At 44.2% G+C, this 18,997-nt stretch carries 17 protein-coding genes; 11 read left to right on the top strand and 6 right to left on the bottom strand.

The genetic code is table 11. The features are described 5' to 3' along the window. Positions 1-240: 240 nt before the first annotated feature. From kduI to AC1DUD_RS23665, 3 genes are all read left to right on the top strand, one after another. On the top strand, positions 241-1,071 hold the full coding sequence (gene kduI / locus AC1DUD_RS23675) for a 5-dehydro-4-deoxy-D-glucuronate isomerase (protein WP_477379009.1): 831 nt from the start codon (positions 241-243) through the stop codon (positions 1,069-1,071). Positions 1,072-1,098: 27 nt separating this feature from the next. Continuing rightward, entirely contained in the window at positions 1,099-1,914 is an 816-nt protein-coding gene (locus AC1DUD_RS23670) for an SDR family oxidoreductase (protein WP_477379007.1), read from the top strand. Between the two features lie 644 nt (positions 1,915-2,558). Further along, the gene (locus AC1DUD_RS23665) at positions 2,559-3,338 is read left to right on the top strand and encodes a DUF4350 domain-containing protein (protein ID WP_477379005.1); all 780 of its coding nucleotides are present in this window, start codon (positions 2,559-2,561) and stop codon (positions 3,336-3,338) included. A 132-nt stretch (positions 3,339-3,470) separates the two neighbouring features. Here the strand turns inward: AC1DUD_RS23665 and AC1DUD_RS23660 are convergent, their stop codons facing one another. The 3 genes from AC1DUD_RS23660 to AC1DUD_RS23650 form a co-directional block, all read right to left on the bottom strand. Next, a complete protein-coding gene (locus AC1DUD_RS23660) occupies positions 3,471-5,255 on the bottom strand; it encodes a DUF885 domain-containing protein (RefSeq protein ID WP_477379003.1) in 1,785 nt (594 codons plus the stop codon). A gap of 259 nt (positions 5,256-5,514) precedes the next feature. Continuing rightward, positions 5,515-6,996, bottom strand: a complete 1,482-nt coding sequence (locus AC1DUD_RS23655; RefSeq protein ID WP_477379001.1) for an OmpP1/FadL family transporter — start codon at positions 6,994-6,996, stop codon at positions 5,515-5,517. A 31-nt stretch (positions 6,997-7,027) separates the two neighbouring features. Further along, complete coding sequence (locus AC1DUD_RS23650; RefSeq protein ID WP_477378999.1) at positions 7,028-7,942, bottom strand: hypothetical protein; 915 nt, start codon at positions 7,940-7,942, stop codon at positions 7,028-7,030. Between the two features lie 100 nt (positions 7,943-8,042). Here AC1DUD_RS23650 and proS point away from each other — a divergent pair, with 100 nt between their 5' ends. From proS to AC1DUD_RS23630, 4 genes are all read left to right on the top strand, one after another. Next, on the top strand, positions 8,043-9,515 hold the full coding sequence (proS, locus tag AC1DUD_RS23645) for a proline--tRNA ligase (protein WP_477378997.1): 1,473 nt from the start codon (positions 8,043-8,045) through the stop codon (positions 9,513-9,515). Between the two features lie 122 nt (positions 9,516-9,637). Then, positions 9,638-10,006, top strand: a complete 369-nt coding sequence (locus AC1DUD_RS23640; protein WP_477378995.1) for a four helix bundle protein — start codon at positions 9,638-9,640, stop codon at positions 10,004-10,006. Positions 10,007-10,143: 137 nt separating this feature from the next. Next, positions 10,144-11,283 (top strand): cystathionine gamma-synthase, encoded by a 1,140-nt coding sequence (locus tag AC1DUD_RS23635; protein ID WP_121230793.1) that lies wholly within the window; start codon positions 10,144-10,146, stop codon positions 11,281-11,283. A 116-nt stretch (positions 11,284-11,399) separates the two neighbouring features. Then, positions 11,400-12,200: a TIGR02757 family protein gene (locus AC1DUD_RS23630; protein ID WP_477378992.1), complete on the top strand. Its 801-nt coding sequence runs from the start codon at positions 11,400-11,402 to the stop codon at positions 12,198-12,200. A 1-nt stretch (position 12,201) separates the two neighbouring features. Here the strand turns inward: AC1DUD_RS23630 and AC1DUD_RS23625 are convergent, their stop codons facing one another. Continuing rightward, complete coding sequence (locus tag AC1DUD_RS23625; protein ID WP_477378990.1) at positions 12,202-12,495, bottom strand: hypothetical protein; 294 nt, start codon at positions 12,493-12,495, stop codon at positions 12,202-12,204. A gap of 81 nt (positions 12,496-12,576) precedes the next feature. Further along, positions 12,577-13,635, bottom strand: a complete 1,059-nt coding sequence (locus AC1DUD_RS23620) for a nucleoid-associated protein (RefSeq protein ID WP_477378988.1) — start codon at positions 13,633-13,635, stop codon at positions 12,577-12,579. A 195-nt stretch (positions 13,636-13,830) separates the two neighbouring features. Between AC1DUD_RS23620 and mnmE the strand changes: the two genes are divergently transcribed. The 3 genes from mnmE (at position 13,831) to AC1DUD_RS23605 (ending at position 17,206) form a co-directional block, all read left to right on the top strand. After that, positions 13,831-15,198: a tRNA uridine-5-carboxymethylaminomethyl(34) synthesis GTPase MnmE gene (mnmE, locus tag AC1DUD_RS23615; protein WP_477378986.1), complete on the top strand. Its 1,368-nt coding sequence runs from the start codon at positions 13,831-13,833 to the stop codon at positions 15,196-15,198. A gap of 385 nt (positions 15,199-15,583) precedes the next feature. Further along, complete coding sequence (locus tag AC1DUD_RS23610) at positions 15,584-16,006, top strand: helix-turn-helix domain-containing protein (RefSeq protein WP_477378984.1); 423 nt, start codon at positions 15,584-15,586, stop codon at positions 16,004-16,006. 3 nt (positions 16,007-16,009) lie between these two features. Then, on the top strand, positions 16,010-17,206 hold the full coding sequence (locus AC1DUD_RS23605; RefSeq protein ID WP_477378981.1) for a tyrosine-type recombinase/integrase: 1,197 nt from the start codon (positions 16,010-16,012) through the stop codon (positions 17,204-17,206). On the opposite strand, the gene AC1DUD_RS23600 is transcribed toward AC1DUD_RS23605, so the two are convergent. Then, entirely contained in the window at positions 17,186-17,551 is a 366-nt protein-coding gene (locus AC1DUD_RS23600; RefSeq protein WP_477378979.1) for a helix-turn-helix domain-containing protein, read from the bottom strand. The genes AC1DUD_RS23605 and AC1DUD_RS23600 overlap by 21 nt on opposite strands. Positions 17,552-18,202: 651 nt before the next feature. Here AC1DUD_RS23600 and AC1DUD_RS23595 point away from each other — a divergent pair. Further along, complete coding sequence (locus AC1DUD_RS23595) at positions 18,203-18,916, top strand: LytR/AlgR family response regulator transcription factor (protein WP_477378977.1); 714 nt, start codon at positions 18,203-18,205, stop codon at positions 18,914-18,916. The last annotated feature ends 81 nt before the right edge of the window (positions 18,917-18,997 follow it).

The following is an 18,997-nucleotide window of genomic DNA, read 5'->3' as shown; positions in this document are numbered from 1 at the left end:
ATTGGTAGCGCAGCTTTCGGCTCCGGTTAATGCATTCAATTATACAAGCTTAAATAAATAAAACAATATCCTAACCGTTAAATATTTACTTTAACGTTATAGTTCGATTTTTATTAATGCTAAGGTAGGTAGATAAACTATAACGTTGAAGTGAAAATAAGGCCTGAATACCTTTTTTAATATTTTTTAAGGTTGTAGAATTGTATTTATTAACCATAGATTTCTAAAATAACATTTGCTTTGAAAACAATACACAGCGTACATCCTACGGATTTTAAAAGCTACGATACCACCACCATACGCGAGCGGTTTTTGATTGATAAACAGGTACAGCCTGACGAGATCAATTGCACCTATACGCATTACGACAGGATGATTGTTGGCATGGCTAACCCGGTAAGCAAAACACTCGAATTACCAAACTACCCAAATCTGCGTGCCGATTATTTTTTAGAACGCCGTGAGATCGGGATCATTAACGTGGCCGGCGCTGGCGTAGTAAAAGCCGACGGACAAGCTTTTGAAGTGAACAAGCTGGATTGTCTTTACATTGGTAAAGGAACTAAAACGGTAACTTTTGAAAGTGCCGATCCCTCGGTACCTGCTGTATTTTATCTGCTCTCCTCGCCGGCGCATGCGGTATACCCAACAACCCTGCTTACCCATGCTGATGCGGTTAAAGTTGAGCTGGGTTCGGTAGCAACAGCAAACAAACGCACCATTAATAAATATATCCACCTGGAAGGTGTACGCAGCTGCCAGCTGGTGATGGGCTTAACCATACTGCACGAAGGCAGCGTTTGGAACACCATGCCAGCCCACGTGCACGACAGGCGTATGGAGGCTTATTTCTATTTCGATGTGCCAGCAGGTCAAAAGATCTTCCACTATATGGGCGAGGGGCAGGAGACAAGGCATATCACCATGGATAATTACGATGCCGTGGTGTCGCCGCCATGGAGTATTCATTCGGGGAGTGGTACATCAAATTACAGCTTTATTTGGGGTATGGCCGGAGAAAACCTCGACTATACCGATATGGACGCGATAGCGATAACTGATCTGAAATAATCATACATCAACAGAAAACATAAATAAGTGGATAATCAATTTTCATTAGCGGGTAAAGTAATTGTAGTAACCGGCGGAACAGGCATATTAGGCAAAGCATTTATTGACGGCATTGTTGAGGCCGGTGGTGCGGTAGGCATCCTTGGTCGTAACGCCCAGGTAGCCGAAGAACGCGCAAACGCAATAAATGAAGCCGGCGGTAAAGCCATAGCGCTGGTTGCCGATGTAATGAACGAGGTCGAACTGGTGGCAGCCAAAGATAAGTTGTTAGCAGCTTTCGGCAGGATAGATGGCCTGGTGAACGGTGCTGGGGGCAACATGCCCGAAGGTGTTTTACAGCCCGATGAGGATATTTTTAAAATGAACATCGACGGGATGAAAAAAGTGATGGACCTGAACCTTTGGGGGACATTGATTCCTACGCAGGTCTTCGGCGAAGCCATTGCTCAAACAGGTAAAGGCAGTATTGTTAATATATCTTCAATGAACAGCAAAAGGGCCATAACCAAAGTACTTGGTTATAATATGGGCAAGGCAGCTGTTGATTGCTACAATCAATGGTTTGCGGTTGAATTGGCTAATCGTTACGGCGATAGCATCAGGATGAATGCATTGGCCCCTGGCTTTTTCCTTACCGAACAAAACCGCAACCTGCTCACCAAACCCGAAGGCGGTTATACCCAAAGGGGCGAGCTGGTAATTAAACAAACACCATTTAAACGCTTTGGTCATGCTGATGAGCTTAAAGGCGCATTGGTATGGTTGTTAAGCGATGCCTCCGCATTTGTAACCGGTTCGATGATCTGCGTTGATGGCGGGTTCTCGATTTTTGGGGGAGTGTAGGGAAATAAAAACGTCGTCATCCCGAACTTGTTTCGGGACCCCACATGCAAGGTTATCGTCAGACTTAGCAAGTGGGGTGCTGAAACAAGTTACCGATGATATAATTTACAAAAAAACTGTCATCCTGAGGTACGAAGGATCCTCTTCAACAAGCATGGTCGCTATAGAGGGCGAAGAAGATGCTTCGTACCTCAGCATGACAAAGGGGCAAATATCATTTTAACGTCTCATCAGGGTCTCTCGCAGAGGACCCTGAGGTATACGCCAAGCTGATTCGCTGTTCTGAGTATCCCGGTAGATATTTAGAATGCAGTGAACCTCAGGGTCCTCTGCGAGAGACCCTGAGGGGACGTGAACAAGCTGCGAAACCGAACCCAAACACAAGTGTTCAGTTTTTCAAAAAACAGGGTGTTCAGTTTTTGATCTCGCGAAAAATTAACTTATTGATTATCAATGGATATGTGTTTATTTTTGCTAAAGAGGTAGTTTTTACTAAAGTTAACTTGTTGATTATTAATGTTGTTTTTTTTGAAAATAAGTGCAAGTGTTTACACCTAAAAAAACTGAACACCGGGAAAATAGATAGAAAAGTTAAGTCTGTGGTGATAACATTGACCAGAAGCTAACTAAATAATAAACCTACTATGAAACTAAGATCATCATTAATAACCCTGTTCTCCCTTGTTGGCTTTGCCGCAAACGCTCAAACCGTAACCCTCGATTATTATTTCAATCACGAAGTACATAAAGGGGCAAGCGGGCAACCGGAACGGTTCCATTACCTTTGGGATGAAACGGATAATAACGGTTTCAAGATCTTTGGCGAGGCTTTTACAAGTCGCGGTGCTAAGCTGGATACGCTTGGTACAGCACCAACTTTGGATAACCTGAAAGGATCGTCTGTTTATATCATAGTTGATCCGGATACGAAAAAGGAAAGTCCAAACCCTAATTATATCCAGGAGGATGATATTGAGCAGATAAGCGCATGGGTGAAAAAGGGTGGTGTTTTATTGATGATGGCGAACGACAGTGTGAACGTAGAGCTGCCGCATTTCAATAACCTTGCTGCTAAATTCGGGATGCACTTCAATAACGATTTGCAAAACCATGTAATTGATGATGCCCATTTTGAAGATGGAGCCATGTATGTAAAAAATAACCCTGTACTAAAAACAGCGACCAAAGTTTTTATGAAGGATGCCTGTTCAATAGGTTTAATAGGGACTGCTGTACCTGTACTTAAAAACAAAGAAGGTGCAACTATTATAGCATCTGCCAAATATGGCAAAGGAACGGTTATAGCTGTTGGAGATCCGTGGCTTTACAATGAATATGTAAACGGCAGGTTGCCTGCGGGGTATGAGAATGACAAGGCGGTGAATGATATAGCGCAATGGCTGTTAAAGCAGGCTAAGAAATAATTAATAACCGTCATTGCGAGGTACGAAGCAATCGCGAACTATACAGGGCGGACCTGCAAATAGGGGATTGCTTCGTACCTCGCAATGACGGTGAGTATTTGTGACGCCTGAAGGAGCTATCTAAAGTCCAACTTACAAAGCCTTCTCCTTCGGCACAAAATCATTCATTACTGCTTCGCGGATCAATGCCGGTGGCAAAATACCTTGCGATAAGATGAAATCATGGAAATGCAAAGCGTTAAACTTACTGCCTAATGCGGCTTCAGTGTCCTTGCGCAGCGCTATCATCTTAGTAAAGCCATAAAAATAACTGTTAGCCTGGCCTGGGGCGTTAATGGTATAACGCTCAACTTCCTGGCGGGCAAATGCGCGCGATTGTACCACATCGTTCATTAATACATCAAGTGCCTGCTGCTGGGTTATTTTACCGGCTTGCAATTCAGGATCAAGGAAAGCGCGGGCAGCTCTTAACAAACGGTAATCCAACGATACCAGCTGACCTTCCAACGGCATGTAGGGGCGGGTAATGTATTCAGAATATAATCCCCAGCCTTCTACGTTGGTTGAGTTAAAGGCATATAGTGCACGGGCTTGCGATACCCCTTCTTCCACCATTTTGTCAAACTGTAGCTCGTGCCCTGGCCTTGCTTCGTGAGCTATGATAGTCCATGATGCGGCATCGAAAGTGAAGTCGTCATATTTATCGGTAGCTTTTTCACCCGGCGATGCAGGCATATTCAACGGTAGCACAAATACACCGCGCTGACCGGTATTGTTCAGGAATGGCGGCGGTACCATGTGCGGGGCAGGGCTTTGTGCGGTTTCGGCAGCCGATGCTAAACGGATAATAGCCGGGCGGCTTGGCAGTGTTACCAGTTGGTGCTCACGGATGATTCCTTCAATATCTTTTAGATGTTGCTCATAAAGTGGGATAATAGAATCGCCATGGATCTGCTCTTTTTTAAGCTCGCGGATCACAGCACGATAATCACTTGATGGTAGATTGCGTTTTTTTGCTATCTGCTCGGCAATGGGTTTCATTTCCTCCTGAATCTGGTTGAACAGCGCATGGGCCATTTCAGCTACTTTTGCCAGTGGGATATCAATGCCGTAGGCTTCTAAATTCATAGCATACTCTTCGGGCGGCAGGCGGAAATCCGTACGGGCTTTTACCAGCACGTTTGCTTTTACCCATTGATCATAATCTTCCAGTTGTTTTTTAAGCGTAGCGTAAGGTTGTTCCCAGCCGGTCACCTTGTATTTGGTGCAAAGCTCGGCAATGCCGCTTACGATGCTTGCATTGCGTGACAGATCGGTTTCCATGCGCTGTTTTGACGGATAGATCATGTTTTTGCCTGCCATCTGGTGCTGTACACGTTCCCTGTAAATAGTTGCCAAAGGTTTATATCCTTTCTCCAATCCTGCATATTTACGAATGCGCATTACGGCTGCCTGGCGGCGGGCCTCGGGCGTTTGGTCATCAAGCAATGTTTCCAGTCCGCTGTAAATAGTTGATGAAGCATTTAAAAATGGCACCTGGCGGCTCAGCTCAAAGTCCTGCTGGCGAAAGCCTAATTTAAGATGGGTTATAATGATATTGATATCCTGCTGGATAAAAGTGTTTTTTTCAGTTTTAAGGGCTTCGGTAAGTTTGGCAACAACAGCTTCTTCATCCTTACGTTCGGCCAATATAGTTTGCAATGTAGGTACTGCAATGTCACTATCATATTCTGCCAGGCCTTGTGATGAGCCATACTCGGGCGAGTATTTTTTGTCCAGATCAATGATGATTTTAGTGTACTCGTTTGATTTGGCTACCCAGGCTTTTGTTTCGGCCGATTGCTGGGCAACTGCGTTAAAGCAGATACCGGTCAGCAGCACTAAAATACCTGTACTTTTTAGTAGGTTTTTGTTCATGGTCAATTTAAATTATGAAGGGCAAGTTAGCTATTTTGACCGTTGATTTGTTTTGATTGCGTTGATTTTGACCACTGATTTATTTGATTACGTTGATTTCGCAGATAATAGCACATTTTGACTTTGTCGCTATCGTTGGTGACAATACCAACAACGGCGCAACGATGGTGCTTAAATGAAACAGCCTGTCTTTTCATAACGAAAAGAGAGGCTGAACAGATCAACGCAATCAGCGTAATCAATAAAAAAGACTCAACGGTTAAAAGCGGTACCCTAAGGTAAGGAACGCGTTGTTGTTTGTTTTCTTCAAATCGGCAAACGGACTTGTTGCGCCTACATCATAAGGGAAAATAGTTTGGTTACCGGTTGCCCTTGCGTAAGTTGCATCAATAAAATAAGCGCCAAAGTGCACGCCTATACCGCCGCTCACTGTTTTAATATCGCTACCCAGATCTTTCATCGGGTTGCCCTGCTGGCTGTAACCTCCGCGAAGATAAACCAGGCTGTTTACATTTATTTCGGCACCAACGTGCAGGTTCACTGTTGAACGGTAAAGTGATTTGATATCGCTGTTATCGCCATCGGCAGTATAGCTGTCATTGCTGCTTAAGTGTGTGGTGGTATAATCAATATATTCAACATCGCCGCTGATAAAGCCGTATTTATCTATAAATACTGCTGCACCACCTGCCAGTTTTAGCGGAGTGCGCAGGTTATAGCTTAACTGATATTGATCGGATACATTGCGATAGCTATTTCCGCCGGTATATTGTGTGGCAAGTCCCTCGGTGTATGAATCGTCAATGTTATAAAACGTTGGTGAAGTGAATACAAAGCCCAATCGTACGGCCTGTACCGGTTTATATATAATACCTAATTTGGCGTTAAAACCTGAGCCTTTAGTGCTTTGATCCTGAGCAAATGTTGATGAAAAATCGGTAGGGTTACCGCCGTTGCTAATTATAGCATTACCGTTTTCTGTAAACCGGGAATGCGAGTTATACCGGATATCGGTAATAGCCAAACCTAAACCTACATAAAGCTTATTGCTATAATTGGCACCAAATGAAAGGTTAAATTCCGACTGACCGCCGGTACGGGTAATACCTGCCAACTGCCTTACCGGAACGTTCACGGTGCTTGAATAAGAGTTTGGATCTGAAGCAGAGCCAAAATTATCGATCAATATATGGTCATATGCCCAGCCGTCAAGCCCGTTGGGATTGACGCTGCCGTATTGGGATACTTCGCGTTTGGCTATACCGGCATAATAATCAGAAATAGAGCTTGTTTGGTTTGTACCGCCGTAACCCACGTTTTCATAAAAATTATTGGTACGGCTGTAGCCTGCGCCATAATTGATACTTAACCAGCCTTTGCTTTTGTCGCGCCTGCCGCTGCTAAGCTGCTGATAAAACACGATAGCGGCGTTGCTCATGTTTACATCGTTACGGTTTGCGCTGCCTGCCTGACCAAAAAAGCTGGAGCTTATTTTTGAGTTATCATACTCGGGGGTAATGCTCACCTCCGAGTGGGTGAAAAAGCCCAAACCTGCCGGGTTACCGCTTACCGAGCTCAGATCGCCGCCTATGGCTGTACCTGCGTTGCCGATAGCCTTGATACGTGATGTTGATCCGGTTTGGAAGGTGGAAAACCTGATGGCATCCTGTGAGTATTGCGCAAAGCTATCTTTAGTAATCGCTACTATAGCAATTACGCTTAGTAAATACTTGATTTTCATAAAATTCAGGTAAAAGATATAAGATTTAGGTTTAAGGTCTTGATGGTCTGCCGCCACCTCCGCCACTGCTGCTGCCGGTACTGCGCGAACTGCCGCTGCTTGAGCTTGATGATGGCGTATATGATGGTTGCTGTTGCGATGTACGTTCAACCTGTGGCTGTCTGTAAACCGGTTGTGCATCACGTGTTGGTGCTGCATCTGTACGGGCAGGACGTGCATAACGGGTACCATTGTTGTTATTATAGCTATTATTCGCGTTATTGTTGCCCGTACTATAAGTGTTTGTCCTGCTGCCTATTGGCCTGTTACGGCCTCCCGGAACGTAACCTATACCTGAAACGGCACTGCTAACCGGGCGGCCGCTGCCTGCAAACGGGTTGCCGTTGCCTCGGTAAGGGCGTGGTGTGCCTGACGTACTGCCGGCATAGTAGCTGCCCCCGTTATAATAAGCTCCCCCGCCATATCCGTATCCACCATACCCGTAACCGCCGCCGTAGTAACCGCCGTATCCATAACCTAATCCCAAGCCAAGGCCACCATAATAACCGCCGTAGCCTAACCCCCAGCCACCACCATATCCGTAACCGCCCCCATAGTAGCCCAAACCGCCATAGCTCAATCCGTAGTTATAATAGGAGTAGTTGTTATAAGCCGAATAAAAATCATCGTAATAACCAAAAGGAGAAAAGTAACTGAAACGGTTTATACGCGAAGAGTAATCATCGTAATAAAAGTAATCATCGTCGTCATCGCTGTAAGTATCCTCCTGGGCAACCGGGGTTTGGTTGTAGGCAGGCTGCTGCGCGTAAACGGGCTCATCAGCCGCGCGCGCGTCAGAAAAATAAACGTCGTCATTACTTTGGTTTGATGCAAGCTTGGTTGTAGAGCAGGAACTCAGCGCCATGGCACCGATAATAAACATTCCTATCACGATGTTCCGTTTCATATGCAGGTAAGTAAAAAGTGCAAGGTCAAATAAGTTTTAAATTTATAAATTTGGCAGCAATATACAACAATTACACAAGTCCAAATTCTATCCAATCAATATGAGCAAAGGTGTTATTAGTAAAGACGAAGATTATTCGCAATGGTTTAACGACTTAGTAATTAAATCTGACATGGCCGAGTATTCGCCGGTTAGAGGCTGTATGATCATTAAACCGTACGGCTATTCGATATGGGAAAAGATCCAGGCGGTGCTTGACGAGATGTTTAAAGATACCGGCCACAGCAATGCCTATTTCCCGCTTTTAATACCCAAGTCGTTCTTTAGTAAAGAAGCCAGCCATGTTGATGGATTTGCCAAGGAATGTGCCGTTGTAACCCATTACCGCCTTAAAAATGATGGTGACGGAAATATTATTGTGGATGAGGAAGCCAAGTTGGAAGAAGAGCTGATCATCCGCCCAACATCCGAAACCATTATCTGGAACACCTATAAAGGCTGGATCCAATCATACCGCGATTTGCCTATCCTGGTTAACCAGTGGGCCAACGTAATGCGTTGGGAAATGCGTACCCGTTTGTTTTTGCGTACCAGCGAATTTTTATGGCAGGAAGGTCATACTGCTCACGCAACAGCTGATGAGGCTATCGCCGAAACCGAGCAAATGCTGAACGTATATGCCAATTTTGCCGAAAACTGGATGGCGCTACCGGTAGTAAAAGGCCGCAAGACAGCTAATGAGCGTTTTGCAGGTGCTTTGGATACCTATTGTATTGAGGCATTGATGCAGGACGGTAAAGCTTTACAAGCCGGTACATCACACTTTTTGGGGCAGAATTTTGCCAAGGCTTTCGACGTAAAGTTTACCAATAAAGAAAATAAAATTGAGCACGTTTGGGCCACTTCATGGGGTGTTTCAACTCGTTTGATTGGAGCACTGATCATGGCTCATAGCGATGACGCAGGTTTAGTGTTGCCTCCTAAACTGGCACCTATACAGGTAGTAGTTGTGCCGATTTACAAGCATCAGGAAGAACTGGATAATATCAGCGCATACGTTGATTCGTTAAAAAAAGAACTTAAGGCTAAAGGCATTTCAGTTAAGTTTGACAACCGCGATACCCATCGCCCGGGAGCTAAATTTGCTGAATACGAACTGAAAGGCGTACCATTGCGCGTAGCCATAGGCAGCCGCGATATGCAGAACGGTACGGTAGAACTGGCCCGTCGTGATACTAAAACCAAGGAAACAACTACCCAGGACGGCCTTGCCAGTAAAATAGAAAGCCTGCTTGAAGAGATCCAAAATAATATCTACAAAAAAGCGTTCGATTTCCGTGCTGAAAATACCACCGAGGTTGATACCTGGGATGAGTTTAAACGCCTGTTAGACGAGCAACCGGGTTTCCTGAGCGCTCACTGGGACGGCACATCCGAAACTGAACAAAAAATAAAAGAGGAAACTAAGGCGACAATCCGTTGCATACCTTTGGATAATAAACAGGAAGAAGGAAAGTGTATCCTAACGGGGAAACCTTCAACGCAGCGGGTGCTTTTCGCAAGAGCATATTAGGTTTGGGTGAATGGTTGATTGAGTTGATTAGGTGAGTGGTTTGTATTGAAGTTCTCTTGATGGGGGTTAATATTTCTTCATAACTTTATCGACGGATCAACCTAAACAATCATTCACTAATAATGGCTTCATTCACGGATCTTGAAACATGGAAGCAAGCAAGAAAGATTAGGAATATTGTTTCCGGGCTTGTAAAAGAATTTCCTCTTGAAGAAAAGTACAGGCTGACAGATCAAATTGTTCGTTCTTCTCGTTCTATAGGCAATAATTTAGCCGAAGGGCATGGCAGGTTTCATTATCAGGACAATATTCGGTTTTGTATAATGGCCCGAGGTTCGTTAACTGAAACACTCGACCATTTGATCGTAGCGTTGGATGAAGGGATTATTACAAACGAAGTATTGCAACAGTTTCAGACAGAATACGATAGTTGCCTGAAGTTAAAAAACGGTTATATTCAATATTTAAAGACAAAAAAGGGAGAAAGTTGAAGGGGAGTGAATGGAGAGTGGTTTATTAGGAGGGTAGTTAATAGGGGAGAGGCAAACCACTCACCTAATCAACTCAATCAACCATTCACCAAAAGCAAACCACTCATCTAATCAACCCAATCAACCACTCACTATCTATGAAATTCGCAACTAAAGCAATACACGCAGGGCAGGAGCCCGATCCAACAACCGGCGCTATCATGACGCCGATATATCAGACTTCAACCTACTGGCAAAAATCGCCGGGGGATAACAAGGGGTATGAGTACTCGCGTGGTACCAACCCGACCCGTAAAGCGCTTGAGGATTGTTTGGCTGCTTTGGAAAATGCGAAGTTCGGCTTGGCCTTTTCAAGCGGCATGGGCGCTACTGACGCAGTGATGAAGCTGCTTGCACCCGGCGACGAGGTAATTACCGGGAACGACCTTTACGGTGGTTCGTACCGGATCTTTACCAAGATCTTTGCTAACTATGGCATCAAGTTTCATTTCCTTGATCTGTCTGATCCGGAGCTTGTGCGTGCCCATGTGAATGACAAAACCAAGCTGGTTTGGATAGAAACGCCTACCAATCCAACCATGCGCATTGTTGATGTAGAAGCCATAGGTAAGATCACCAAAGAAAAGAACCTGCTTTTTGTAGTGGATAATACTTTTGCATCGCCATACCTGCAAAACCCAATTGACCTGGGAGCAGACATCGTGATGCACTCCGTAACCAAATACATCGGTGGCCATAGCGACGTGGTAATGGGGGCCTTAATGTTGAACGACGAGGAGCTGTACAAAAAGCTTTGGTTTATTTATAATGCCTGTGGTGCTACACCTGGGCCAATGGACAGCTTCCTGGTGCTGCGTGGTATAAAGACCCTGCACCTGCGCATGAAAGCGCATTGCGAGAATGGCAGGCAGATAGCCGAGTTCTTAAAAGATCATCCCAAAGTTGAAAAGATCTACTGGCCGGGCTTTACCGATCATCCTAATCATGATATTGCCAAAAAACAAATGCGCGATTTCGGCGGTATGATCAGTATTGTGCTTAAAGGCGCCGATCTGCAGGAAACGTTCCGGATTGCATCATCATTTAAAGTATTTTCACTGGCCGAATCATTAGGTGGTGTTGAATCGCTGATCAATCACCCTGTAAGCATGACCCATGGCTCAATCCCTAAAGCTGAGCGTGAAAAGGCCGGTGTGGTTGACAACCTGCTGCGGTTGAGCGTAGGGGTAGAGGATATTGAGGATTTGCTGGAGGATATTAAGCAGGCACTTAGCTAACGTTAATTTAATAATTATACCGTCATTGCGAGGTACGAAGCAATCTCCGACAAGCAGAGCCGCTCTGTATAGTTTGGGATTGCTTCGTACCTCGCAATGACGTTTTGTAAATACCCATGACCGAAAATCTCAAAGCTTTCCTCGATGCTAAAGTTGCCCAATATAATCGCCCTGAGTTTATTGAGAATGACCCGGTGACTATCCCGCATATTTTTAGCGGGAAGCAGGATATTGAGATCATGGGCTTCTGGGCCGCTACTTTAGCCTGGGGACAGCGGGTTACCATCATCAAGAAATGTAAGGAGCTCATCGCCTTAATGGACGGTGCGCCTTATGATTTCATTATTAATCACGAAGAACCCGATCTTAAAAAGCTGCTCCAGTTTAAGCACCGCACTTTCAATGATGTAGATACGCTTTACTTTATTGGTTTTTTCAGGCAGCATTACGAACGGTTTGAATCGTTGGAAGATGCATTTGTGCCGATGCCCTCCGGCCCACTGAAGGGGGAGCAAAAGGAGCATGGTGTTGAAGCATATCTCAATCACTTTCGCTCATACTTTTTTTCTTTACCTGATTTTCCGCATCGCACAAAAAAGCACGTTTCATCGCCGTCGCAAAAATCAACCTGTAAGCGCCTGAATATGTTTTTACGCTGGATGGTACGTAAAGACGATAATGGTGTTGATTTCGGTATCTGGAACCGCATCAAACCTGCCGACCTGATCTGCCCACTTGATTTGCATGTCGACAGGGTATCGCGCAAACTCAATCTCATCACCCGCAAACAAACTGACTGGCAAACCGCAATTGAACTGACCGAAAGGCTCCGTGAATTTGACCCGAACGATCCGGTGAAATATGATTTTGCCCTGTTTGGATTAGGGATTGAGGAACGCTGGGGCGTGCAGTTTTAATTTACTTGCCCAATAACACTATACCTGGTTTAGGAGTTTCGACAAGTTCTGTCCTCACCAAAGTACCACTGTTAAAATAATAGTAATGATATGATAATGGTTTCATTTGCGAATCTGCCGCAGCTATTCGCCTATAAACCGCGTGTTGCGAAGTTTCTTCAACTAATTCCAGATTGTATTTTTCGGAATTTTTAAACTCGCTTTCACTCATCCCGATAGTATAGTGCTTAACACTGCAACCGGAAAGAATCAGCAGAATGGATATACTTATAATTGAGTTTTTTAAGGCAGACATGTGATCAAGTTTATTTTTCGTGATGCAGGTATGACTATCCCGAAAAACAAAGGTTTATCCACTATCTGTTATTTTTTGCGATTACGCCTCCTCCTTAAAATAAACCTTATAATAATTCATAGCCCGGCCATCGTCAAAACCTTTCTCAATCAACTCCTTATCGCCGTGAATATAGATATGGAAGTTTTTATCGAGCTTTAATACGCTTTTGTAAACACGGGCCTGCTTTTTCACGGCATTTTCTGATATCACAAAATTATCGGCAATTGGACTGTCAAACTCCTGCTCGTATTGGTTTTTGAAGTTTTTGAACGATTCGATGGCCTGTTCGTTACCAATCACTTCGTTCGAGAACTCTTCCATATCAAAAGTTTCCTTCTCCTTAAAATATTTCATGGAGCGGTTAAGGAGGTCTATTTTATCAGCTTTGCTCATCTCAAATTCTTCGTCGATTTTTTCGGTGATGAAGTTTTTGTAGATGCCCAGCGTATTATTGGTTTGGTTGAAGCTATCGTTACGGATCTTGAGTTGCAGAAACTGGTCTTTCCAGTACATGGCAGCCTCCTGGCCATTGTTGGTTTTATCAACTACTACTACCTTATAACCGTTTTCTTTTTCGATGTTGAAGATCAGCACACCCTTATCCAGTTTGTTGATGTTGATTGCGTCCTGTTCATAATCAACCTGGAAACCTCCTTTATCGGGATATACTTTTAAATAGGTTTCCTTGTTCTCTGATTTGAAGATGCCGATAGCATCCAGCGGATTACCTTCAATTTGCACCTTGTTAAAGTACACCACATAAAGTTCGCCGCCTTTAATATTGGGGTGGAGGGTAACTTTATACAGATGCCTTGCTATTTGTTCAGATGCTTCATGGAATTTGGTGTTATCGTCAAATACCTGTGTGGCAAAGTGATGCAGTTCGTTTAAGCCCAGATCGCCGCTGCTGTGGGTGAGGTGATAAACTTCGTTGGCCTTTTCAAAAGGTTTCAGAAAATACTGCATGAGCAGATTGGGGATGATCTCATCCTTCAGTTCCAGCGGTTGTTCTGAAAGGGCATACATCTCCTCTTGAGATTGGTTACCAACGTGATGCACCGAAATGGTTTCGAGCGAGGCTTCAAAAAAAGTTACCATAATTGCCCGCGAAGGTAAGGTTTTTCATTTAGTCATTAGGTCATTTGCTTGCGCGTCATTAAGTCATTGAAAAGTAGTTCATGGGTTGATGGGGCATGGTTCATATTATTTTGTTTTACTTTTGCCATGAGTTCATTTTACAAACAGTAGGTTATGCCGATGATCTAATGACTCAATGACCCAATGAATGCTTCAATGACAGATAATACCGATACCATAGTAGCCCTTGCCACTCCAAACGGAGTGGGTGCCATAGCTGTGATCCGCCTTTCGGGGCCTGACGCCATAACTATTGCCAATAGTGTGTTTAAGGCTAAAGACCTGAGTAAACAGGCATCGCACACCATTCATTTTGGTAGTATTGCTGATGGTGAACTGATTTTGGACGAGGTGCTGGTATCGTTATTCGTTGGCCCGCGGTCATACACCCGCGAAAATGTGGTAGAGATCTCCTGCCATGCTTCGGGTTATATTATTGAAAGTATTATCAAGCTGTTTATCAAAAAAGGTGCACGATCAGCCAAACCCGGCGAATTTACGCTAAGGGCATTCCTGAATGGCCAGCTCGACCTGAGCCAGGCCGAAGCCGTTGCCGACCTGATCGCTTCAAACTCTAAAGCGTCGCAACAGGTGGCCTTACAACAGCTTCGCGGAGGTTTTAGTACCCAATTACAGGCCTTGCGTGAACAACTGGTGAATTTTGCCTCGCTCATTGAACTGGAACTTGATTTTGCTGAGGAAGATGTAGAATTTGCCAACCGCGATCAATTGAAAAAACTGATCCATGAGATCACCAAAATAGTGGGTAGATTGATCCAGTCGTTTGAGCTGGGTAATGCCATTAAGAATGGTGTAAACACAGTAATAGCCGGCCGGCCGAATGCAGGTAAATCAACATTGTTGAATGCTCTGCTTAATGAAGAACGTGCCATAGTAAGCCACATCCCCGGTACCACGAGGGATACGATAGAAGAAGTATTAAATATTCAGGGCATTAATTTCAGGCTGATAGATACCGCCGGGATCCGTGAGGCTACAGATGCCATTGAACAGATAGGTGTACAGCGAACGATGGAGAAGATCAGCCAATCGGCCCTGTTGGTTTACGTTTTCGACGCCGCCGAAATCACGATAGAAGAGCTGAACAACGATATAGCAAGCCTGCAAAAGCCAGGCGTTACTATGTTGATAGTGGCCAACAAGGCTGATTTGCTTAACGCTGAACAATTATCAGCCCTGCCTCATACTGACAGAACGATCATTATTTCCGCGAAAGAAAAACGTTATATTGATGAACTGAAACAAAAGATTTATTCATCGGCCGTAAAAGATCAATTGAGCGGTGATGAAACCCTGGTAACCAACATCCGCCACCTCGAAGCCTTGCAAAAAACTGAAGAAGCGCTGGTAAGGGTGTTGGGCGGTATAGACGGCAGCATCACTTCTGACTTTCTTTCGATGGATATTAAGCAGGGGCTTCACTATTTGGGTGAGATAACCGGTGTGGTTACTACGGACGATTTACTGGAGAATATATTTAGTAAGTTTTGTATCGGCAAATGACACATATTTAAGCCTGCAAAGTATTACATAATAAAACATGATAAACCGCTTTTAATCAATGATTAATGCGGTTTTTTATTTGCGTTATTATTAGTTTCTTTTGCGTTGTTTTGTTTATTTTTGTACCTCAGTTGTACCCCATTCTGAATTTTGTACCCCGCCATATTTTAATGGGGAAATAACTTTGCTTATTTAAACTTATTTAAACCTAAATGGGTTTATTTGTAATTATAAACGATAGAGAAGAATGGCTTCAAACATTAGGGTTCAACGGGTTTGTCAATACTGCGGAAATGACTTTGAAGCGAAGACTACGGTTACCAAATTTTGCTCGGATAACTGTGCAAAGCGTGGATACAAAGAAAGAATTCGGAAAGGTAAGATCTTGAAAAGCGAAGAAGAGGTGAAGGTCATCAAAAGTAAACCTTTGAATGATATTCAAGCTAAATCATACTTAACCGTAGGTGATGTTGCGACCTTACTGCAAAGCAGCGAGCAGGCGATTTATGATATGATCAATTCCGGAAGATTGGCGGCGACCAACCTGGGAATCAGGAAGACCCGCATACTGCGCGCGGATATTGATAAGCTGTTCAATCCGCCGAAAGTAAGACCCATGGTGGAGAGCATTCCTGTAAAGCCGTTACGGATCAGCGACTGTTATACGATCGCTGAAGCCGAGTATGTGAGCGGTATGTCAAGCAAGGCCTTTTATGACCTTATCAAAAAGCATAATGTTCCCAAGGTGAAGCAAGGGAAGTTCGTCTACGTGCCCAAAAAGGAGATTCATAAACTATTTAACAAATAACATATGAGTGTGACGCTGAGAAAAAAAACCATAGGGAAGGGAAGGAAGTCATTATACCTTGATTTCTACCCGGCGATTCCACACCCTGATACCGGGAAATTCACCAGAAGGGAGTTTTTGAGCCTTTATGTTATTGCACGACCGCAATCGGACCTGGAGCAATTGCACAATAAAGAAACTTTGTTATTGGCGGAAAATATCTGTGCGAAACGCACATTGGAAGTACAAAATGCATCCTATGGTTTTCTGGGGAAAGTACAAAGAGAAGGTAAGTTTCTCGATTATTTTAAAAAAATCGCTGCAAAAAAGTCTGGGACAAACGCCTGGGGATGGGAAATGGGCTGGCGATATTTTGAAGACTATGCAGGTAAACAGATTCGCTTCTGCGATCTTACTGAAGCTTATTGCGAGGAATACCGCGATTATATCCTTTCAGGGCCGTCTGTCGGACAAAATGGAAAGAGAATTTCCATAAATACGGCAGTGGCTTATTTTGGAAAATTCAAGTCTATGCTCAAAGATATTTATAAAGCTAATTTAATAACCAAAAATCTTTATGAGCAGGTGAAGCCAATCAAAGAGCGGGAAGTATTTAGGGAATTTTTGACGCTGGAGGAATTGCAGCAGCTTGCAGCCACGCCTAATGACGATGATCTGATGACCAGAGCTGCTCTTTTTTCCGCGATGACGGGATTGCGTTATTCTGATATTGAGACTTTGTTATGGTCAGAGGTAAGGGGTAATGAAGATAATTATTATATACAGTTCAGACAGGAAAAAACGGAGGGAGCGGAAACCCTTCCGATTTCAAATGAAGCACGCAAACAACTGGGGGAAAGAGACGAATCCGACAATCGGGTTTTCAGGGGAATCAGGTATTCGCGACTTAAACCCTTTCTTACCTTATGGCTGACACGCGCCGGAATACAGAAAACGAATTTTACCTTTCATTGCCTCAGGCATACCTTTGCCACTTTGCAGCTGATCATGGGGACCGATATTCACACGGTAATGAGGATGCTAGGACAAAAAAGCCTGAAAAGCACCCAACGCTATCTGCATCTGATAGATAAGGTTAAAAAGGAGGCAAGCGGTAAGATCAGTTTAAGCAATAAGACGCTCAGCGAAGTCAATATAATGGATTTGCTAATGAAAGAGCTAAAAGCAATCAACGAAAAGTTAGCGTCCGTATCGTCTTGAAATGCGTTTGGAACGTCGTTTCAAAACCTTCGGGACTACCTGATATTCGTCAAGCATCTGAGAAACGGTTGCTTGACGCCCGCTTTTCTTATACTCAGTCAGTTCGGATTTACTGAAGTATAGACGTTTTCCCGGTTTGCTGGCTGGGATTTCACGCCTGCTTACCTTGCTGTAAAGCGTTGGCACAGCCAGATTGAGAAAGTGGGCGGCCTGATCGACTGTCAGCATTTCATCGGTATCTTGTTCGATTACTTTTTGTCCGTTCAACAATGCTTCGATCTTTTCCAGCTTTGTAAGCAATCTGCCTACCATTTCAGGTAGATTTTCAAAATTAATTTTATTCATTGTCTAGGCTTTAAGTAATAAAGTAGAAGAATGAAATCATCGTCTTCCTGCCGCCGGGCATACGTTCAAAATCATCGTCTTCCTGCCGCCGGGCATACGTTTAGACCCATCATCGTTCTACCGCTTTCGAAACTGAATATTAGTTAACATTTACCCGGACGACAGCCTTAGCCGCTTTATCTTCGACTTGCGGTACAGCTCCCGGTCCATTGCTTGCCGCAGGCCGCGTATGTCCGGCAGTACTTCGGCCAATCCCGGCGCATCAAAGCCGGTATAGTCAGTGTTTTAAGATGGTCAATGTGTTGCGGAACTCTATGAACTTTTCCGGATCGCATTGATCAACGGATCCGGAGTACTCAGCATGTATCAAGCAAAAATCTAATGATGCCCGAATAGCGAAGCCCTCCATGACGATATTATCAGTATGAACACTGCTTTAAACCGATATAAGTATGGTTATATGCCAGGCCAAAGCATTTGAACTGGATAAAACGATCTATGTAGCTATCTGAAATAGTGAGGCTAGTCGTCTAATCTCCCTTTCCGCGAAGTGTAACCATTGTCAAAAGGAAACGGTATGTTTAACGTAGTACTGTTAAGATCAACATAATCTTAATTGGAAAGGATCGCGACCCATTGTATATTAGCCTGATGGAACAAGTGCTTAACTGCCTGGTAATTGACGACGACCCAGATGTAAATGCCTATGTATGCGAAATGGTAGCTCAAATCCCCTTTTTGCATTTGGCAGGATCCTACGAAAATGCTCCCGGGGCGTTGAACAGGCTGGAAGCTGGCGGTATCGGTTTACTGGTGCTTGATATTAATTTACCGGGGATCGACGGGGTCACTTTTGCGGGTACCCTGAAAGAGATGCCGCGCGAAACCATGCCGCGCGTGATCCTCATCAGCGGCTCCCGTGAGTACGCTGTCGATGGTTATAAAGTAGATGCCGTAGATTACCTTGTCAAGCCATTTTCCTATGAAGACTTTTACCGGGCAGTGGCCAAGGTGCGGACATTAACAAACTTGTCTAAAACCCCGTCAGCAGATGAGTATCTGTTTTTAAAGGTGGAACATGACCTGATCCGGGTAAATATCCGTGATATCTGTTATATTGAAAGTTTCAAAGACTATGTTAAAGTATTTACCGGCGAACAGACGATAGTTGCTTTATCTACGCTTAAAGCGATGGAAGAACGTCTTGCCGGAAAGCGTTTCATGCGTGTGCACCGTTCCTTTATTGTCAACCTTGACAAGATCGAACATATTCAGCATCTAACCATCAGGTTCGGAAAAACCGTTATCCCGGTCACTGAACAATACCGCGAGTCATTCAAGGCTGAGTTTCGCGAATGGCTCTAACGGATGGCAGCCTGTTTTCGTCGGCCGGAAATTCGTTTTGGTCGAAGCAGCTTGCCACCTATAATCTAATGGCGTTCATTT

This window comes from Mucilaginibacter sp. P4_A11 (genome assembly GCF_056402535.1).
This window is presented reverse-complemented; position numbering and strand designations above follow the sequence as displayed.

Excerpts from the sequence above, each read along its gene's own strand:
- AC1DUD_RS23665 (WP_477379005.1), top strand. The coding sequence starts at position 2,559 with ATGAAACTAAGATCATCATTAATAACCCTGTTCTCCCTTGTTGGCTTT.
- AC1DUD_RS23660 (WP_477379003.1), bottom strand. The coding sequence starts at position 5,255 with ATGAACAAAAACCTACTAAAAAGTACAGGTATTTTAGTGCTGCTGACC.
- AC1DUD_RS23655 (WP_477379001.1), bottom strand. The coding sequence starts at position 6,996 with ATGAAAATCAAGTATTTACTAAGCGTAATTGCTATAGTAGCGATTACT.
- AC1DUD_RS23650 (WP_477378999.1), bottom strand. The coding sequence starts at position 7,942 with ATGAAACGGAACATCGTGATAGGAATGTTTATTATCGGTGCCATGGCG.
- proS (WP_477378997.1), top strand. The coding sequence starts at position 8,043 with ATGAGCAAAGGTGTTATTAGTAAAGACGAAGATTATTCGCAATGGTTT.
- AC1DUD_RS23640 (WP_477378995.1), top strand. The coding sequence starts at position 9,638 with ATGGCTTCATTCACGGATCTTGAAACATGGAAGCAAGCAAGAAAGATT.
- AC1DUD_RS23635 (WP_121230793.1), top strand. The coding sequence starts at position 10,144 with ATGAAATTCGCAACTAAAGCAATACACGCAGGGCAGGAGCCCGATCCA.
- AC1DUD_RS23630 (WP_477378992.1), top strand. The coding sequence starts at position 11,400 with ATGACCGAAAATCTCAAAGCTTTCCTCGATGCTAAAGTTGCCCAATAT.
- AC1DUD_RS23625 (WP_477378990.1), bottom strand. The coding sequence starts at position 12,495 with ATGTCTGCCTTAAAAAACTCAATTATAAGTATATCCATTCTGCTGATT.
- AC1DUD_RS23620 (WP_477378988.1), bottom strand. The coding sequence starts at position 13,635 with ATGGTAACTTTTTTTGAAGCCTCGCTCGAAACCATTTCGGTGCATCAC.
- mnmE (WP_477378986.1), top strand. The coding sequence starts at position 13,831 with ATGACAGATAATACCGATACCATAGTAGCCCTTGCCACTCCAAACGGA.
- AC1DUD_RS23605 (WP_477378981.1), top strand. The coding sequence starts at position 16,010 with ATGAGTGTGACGCTGAGAAAAAAAACCATAGGGAAGGGAAGGAAGTCA.
- AC1DUD_RS23600 (WP_477378979.1), bottom strand. The coding sequence starts at position 17,551 with ATGAATAAAATTAATTTTGAAAATCTACCTGAAATGGTAGGCAGATTG.
- AC1DUD_RS23595 (WP_477378977.1), top strand. The coding sequence starts at position 18,203 with ATGGAACAAGTGCTTAACTGCCTGGTAATTGACGACGACCCAGATGTA.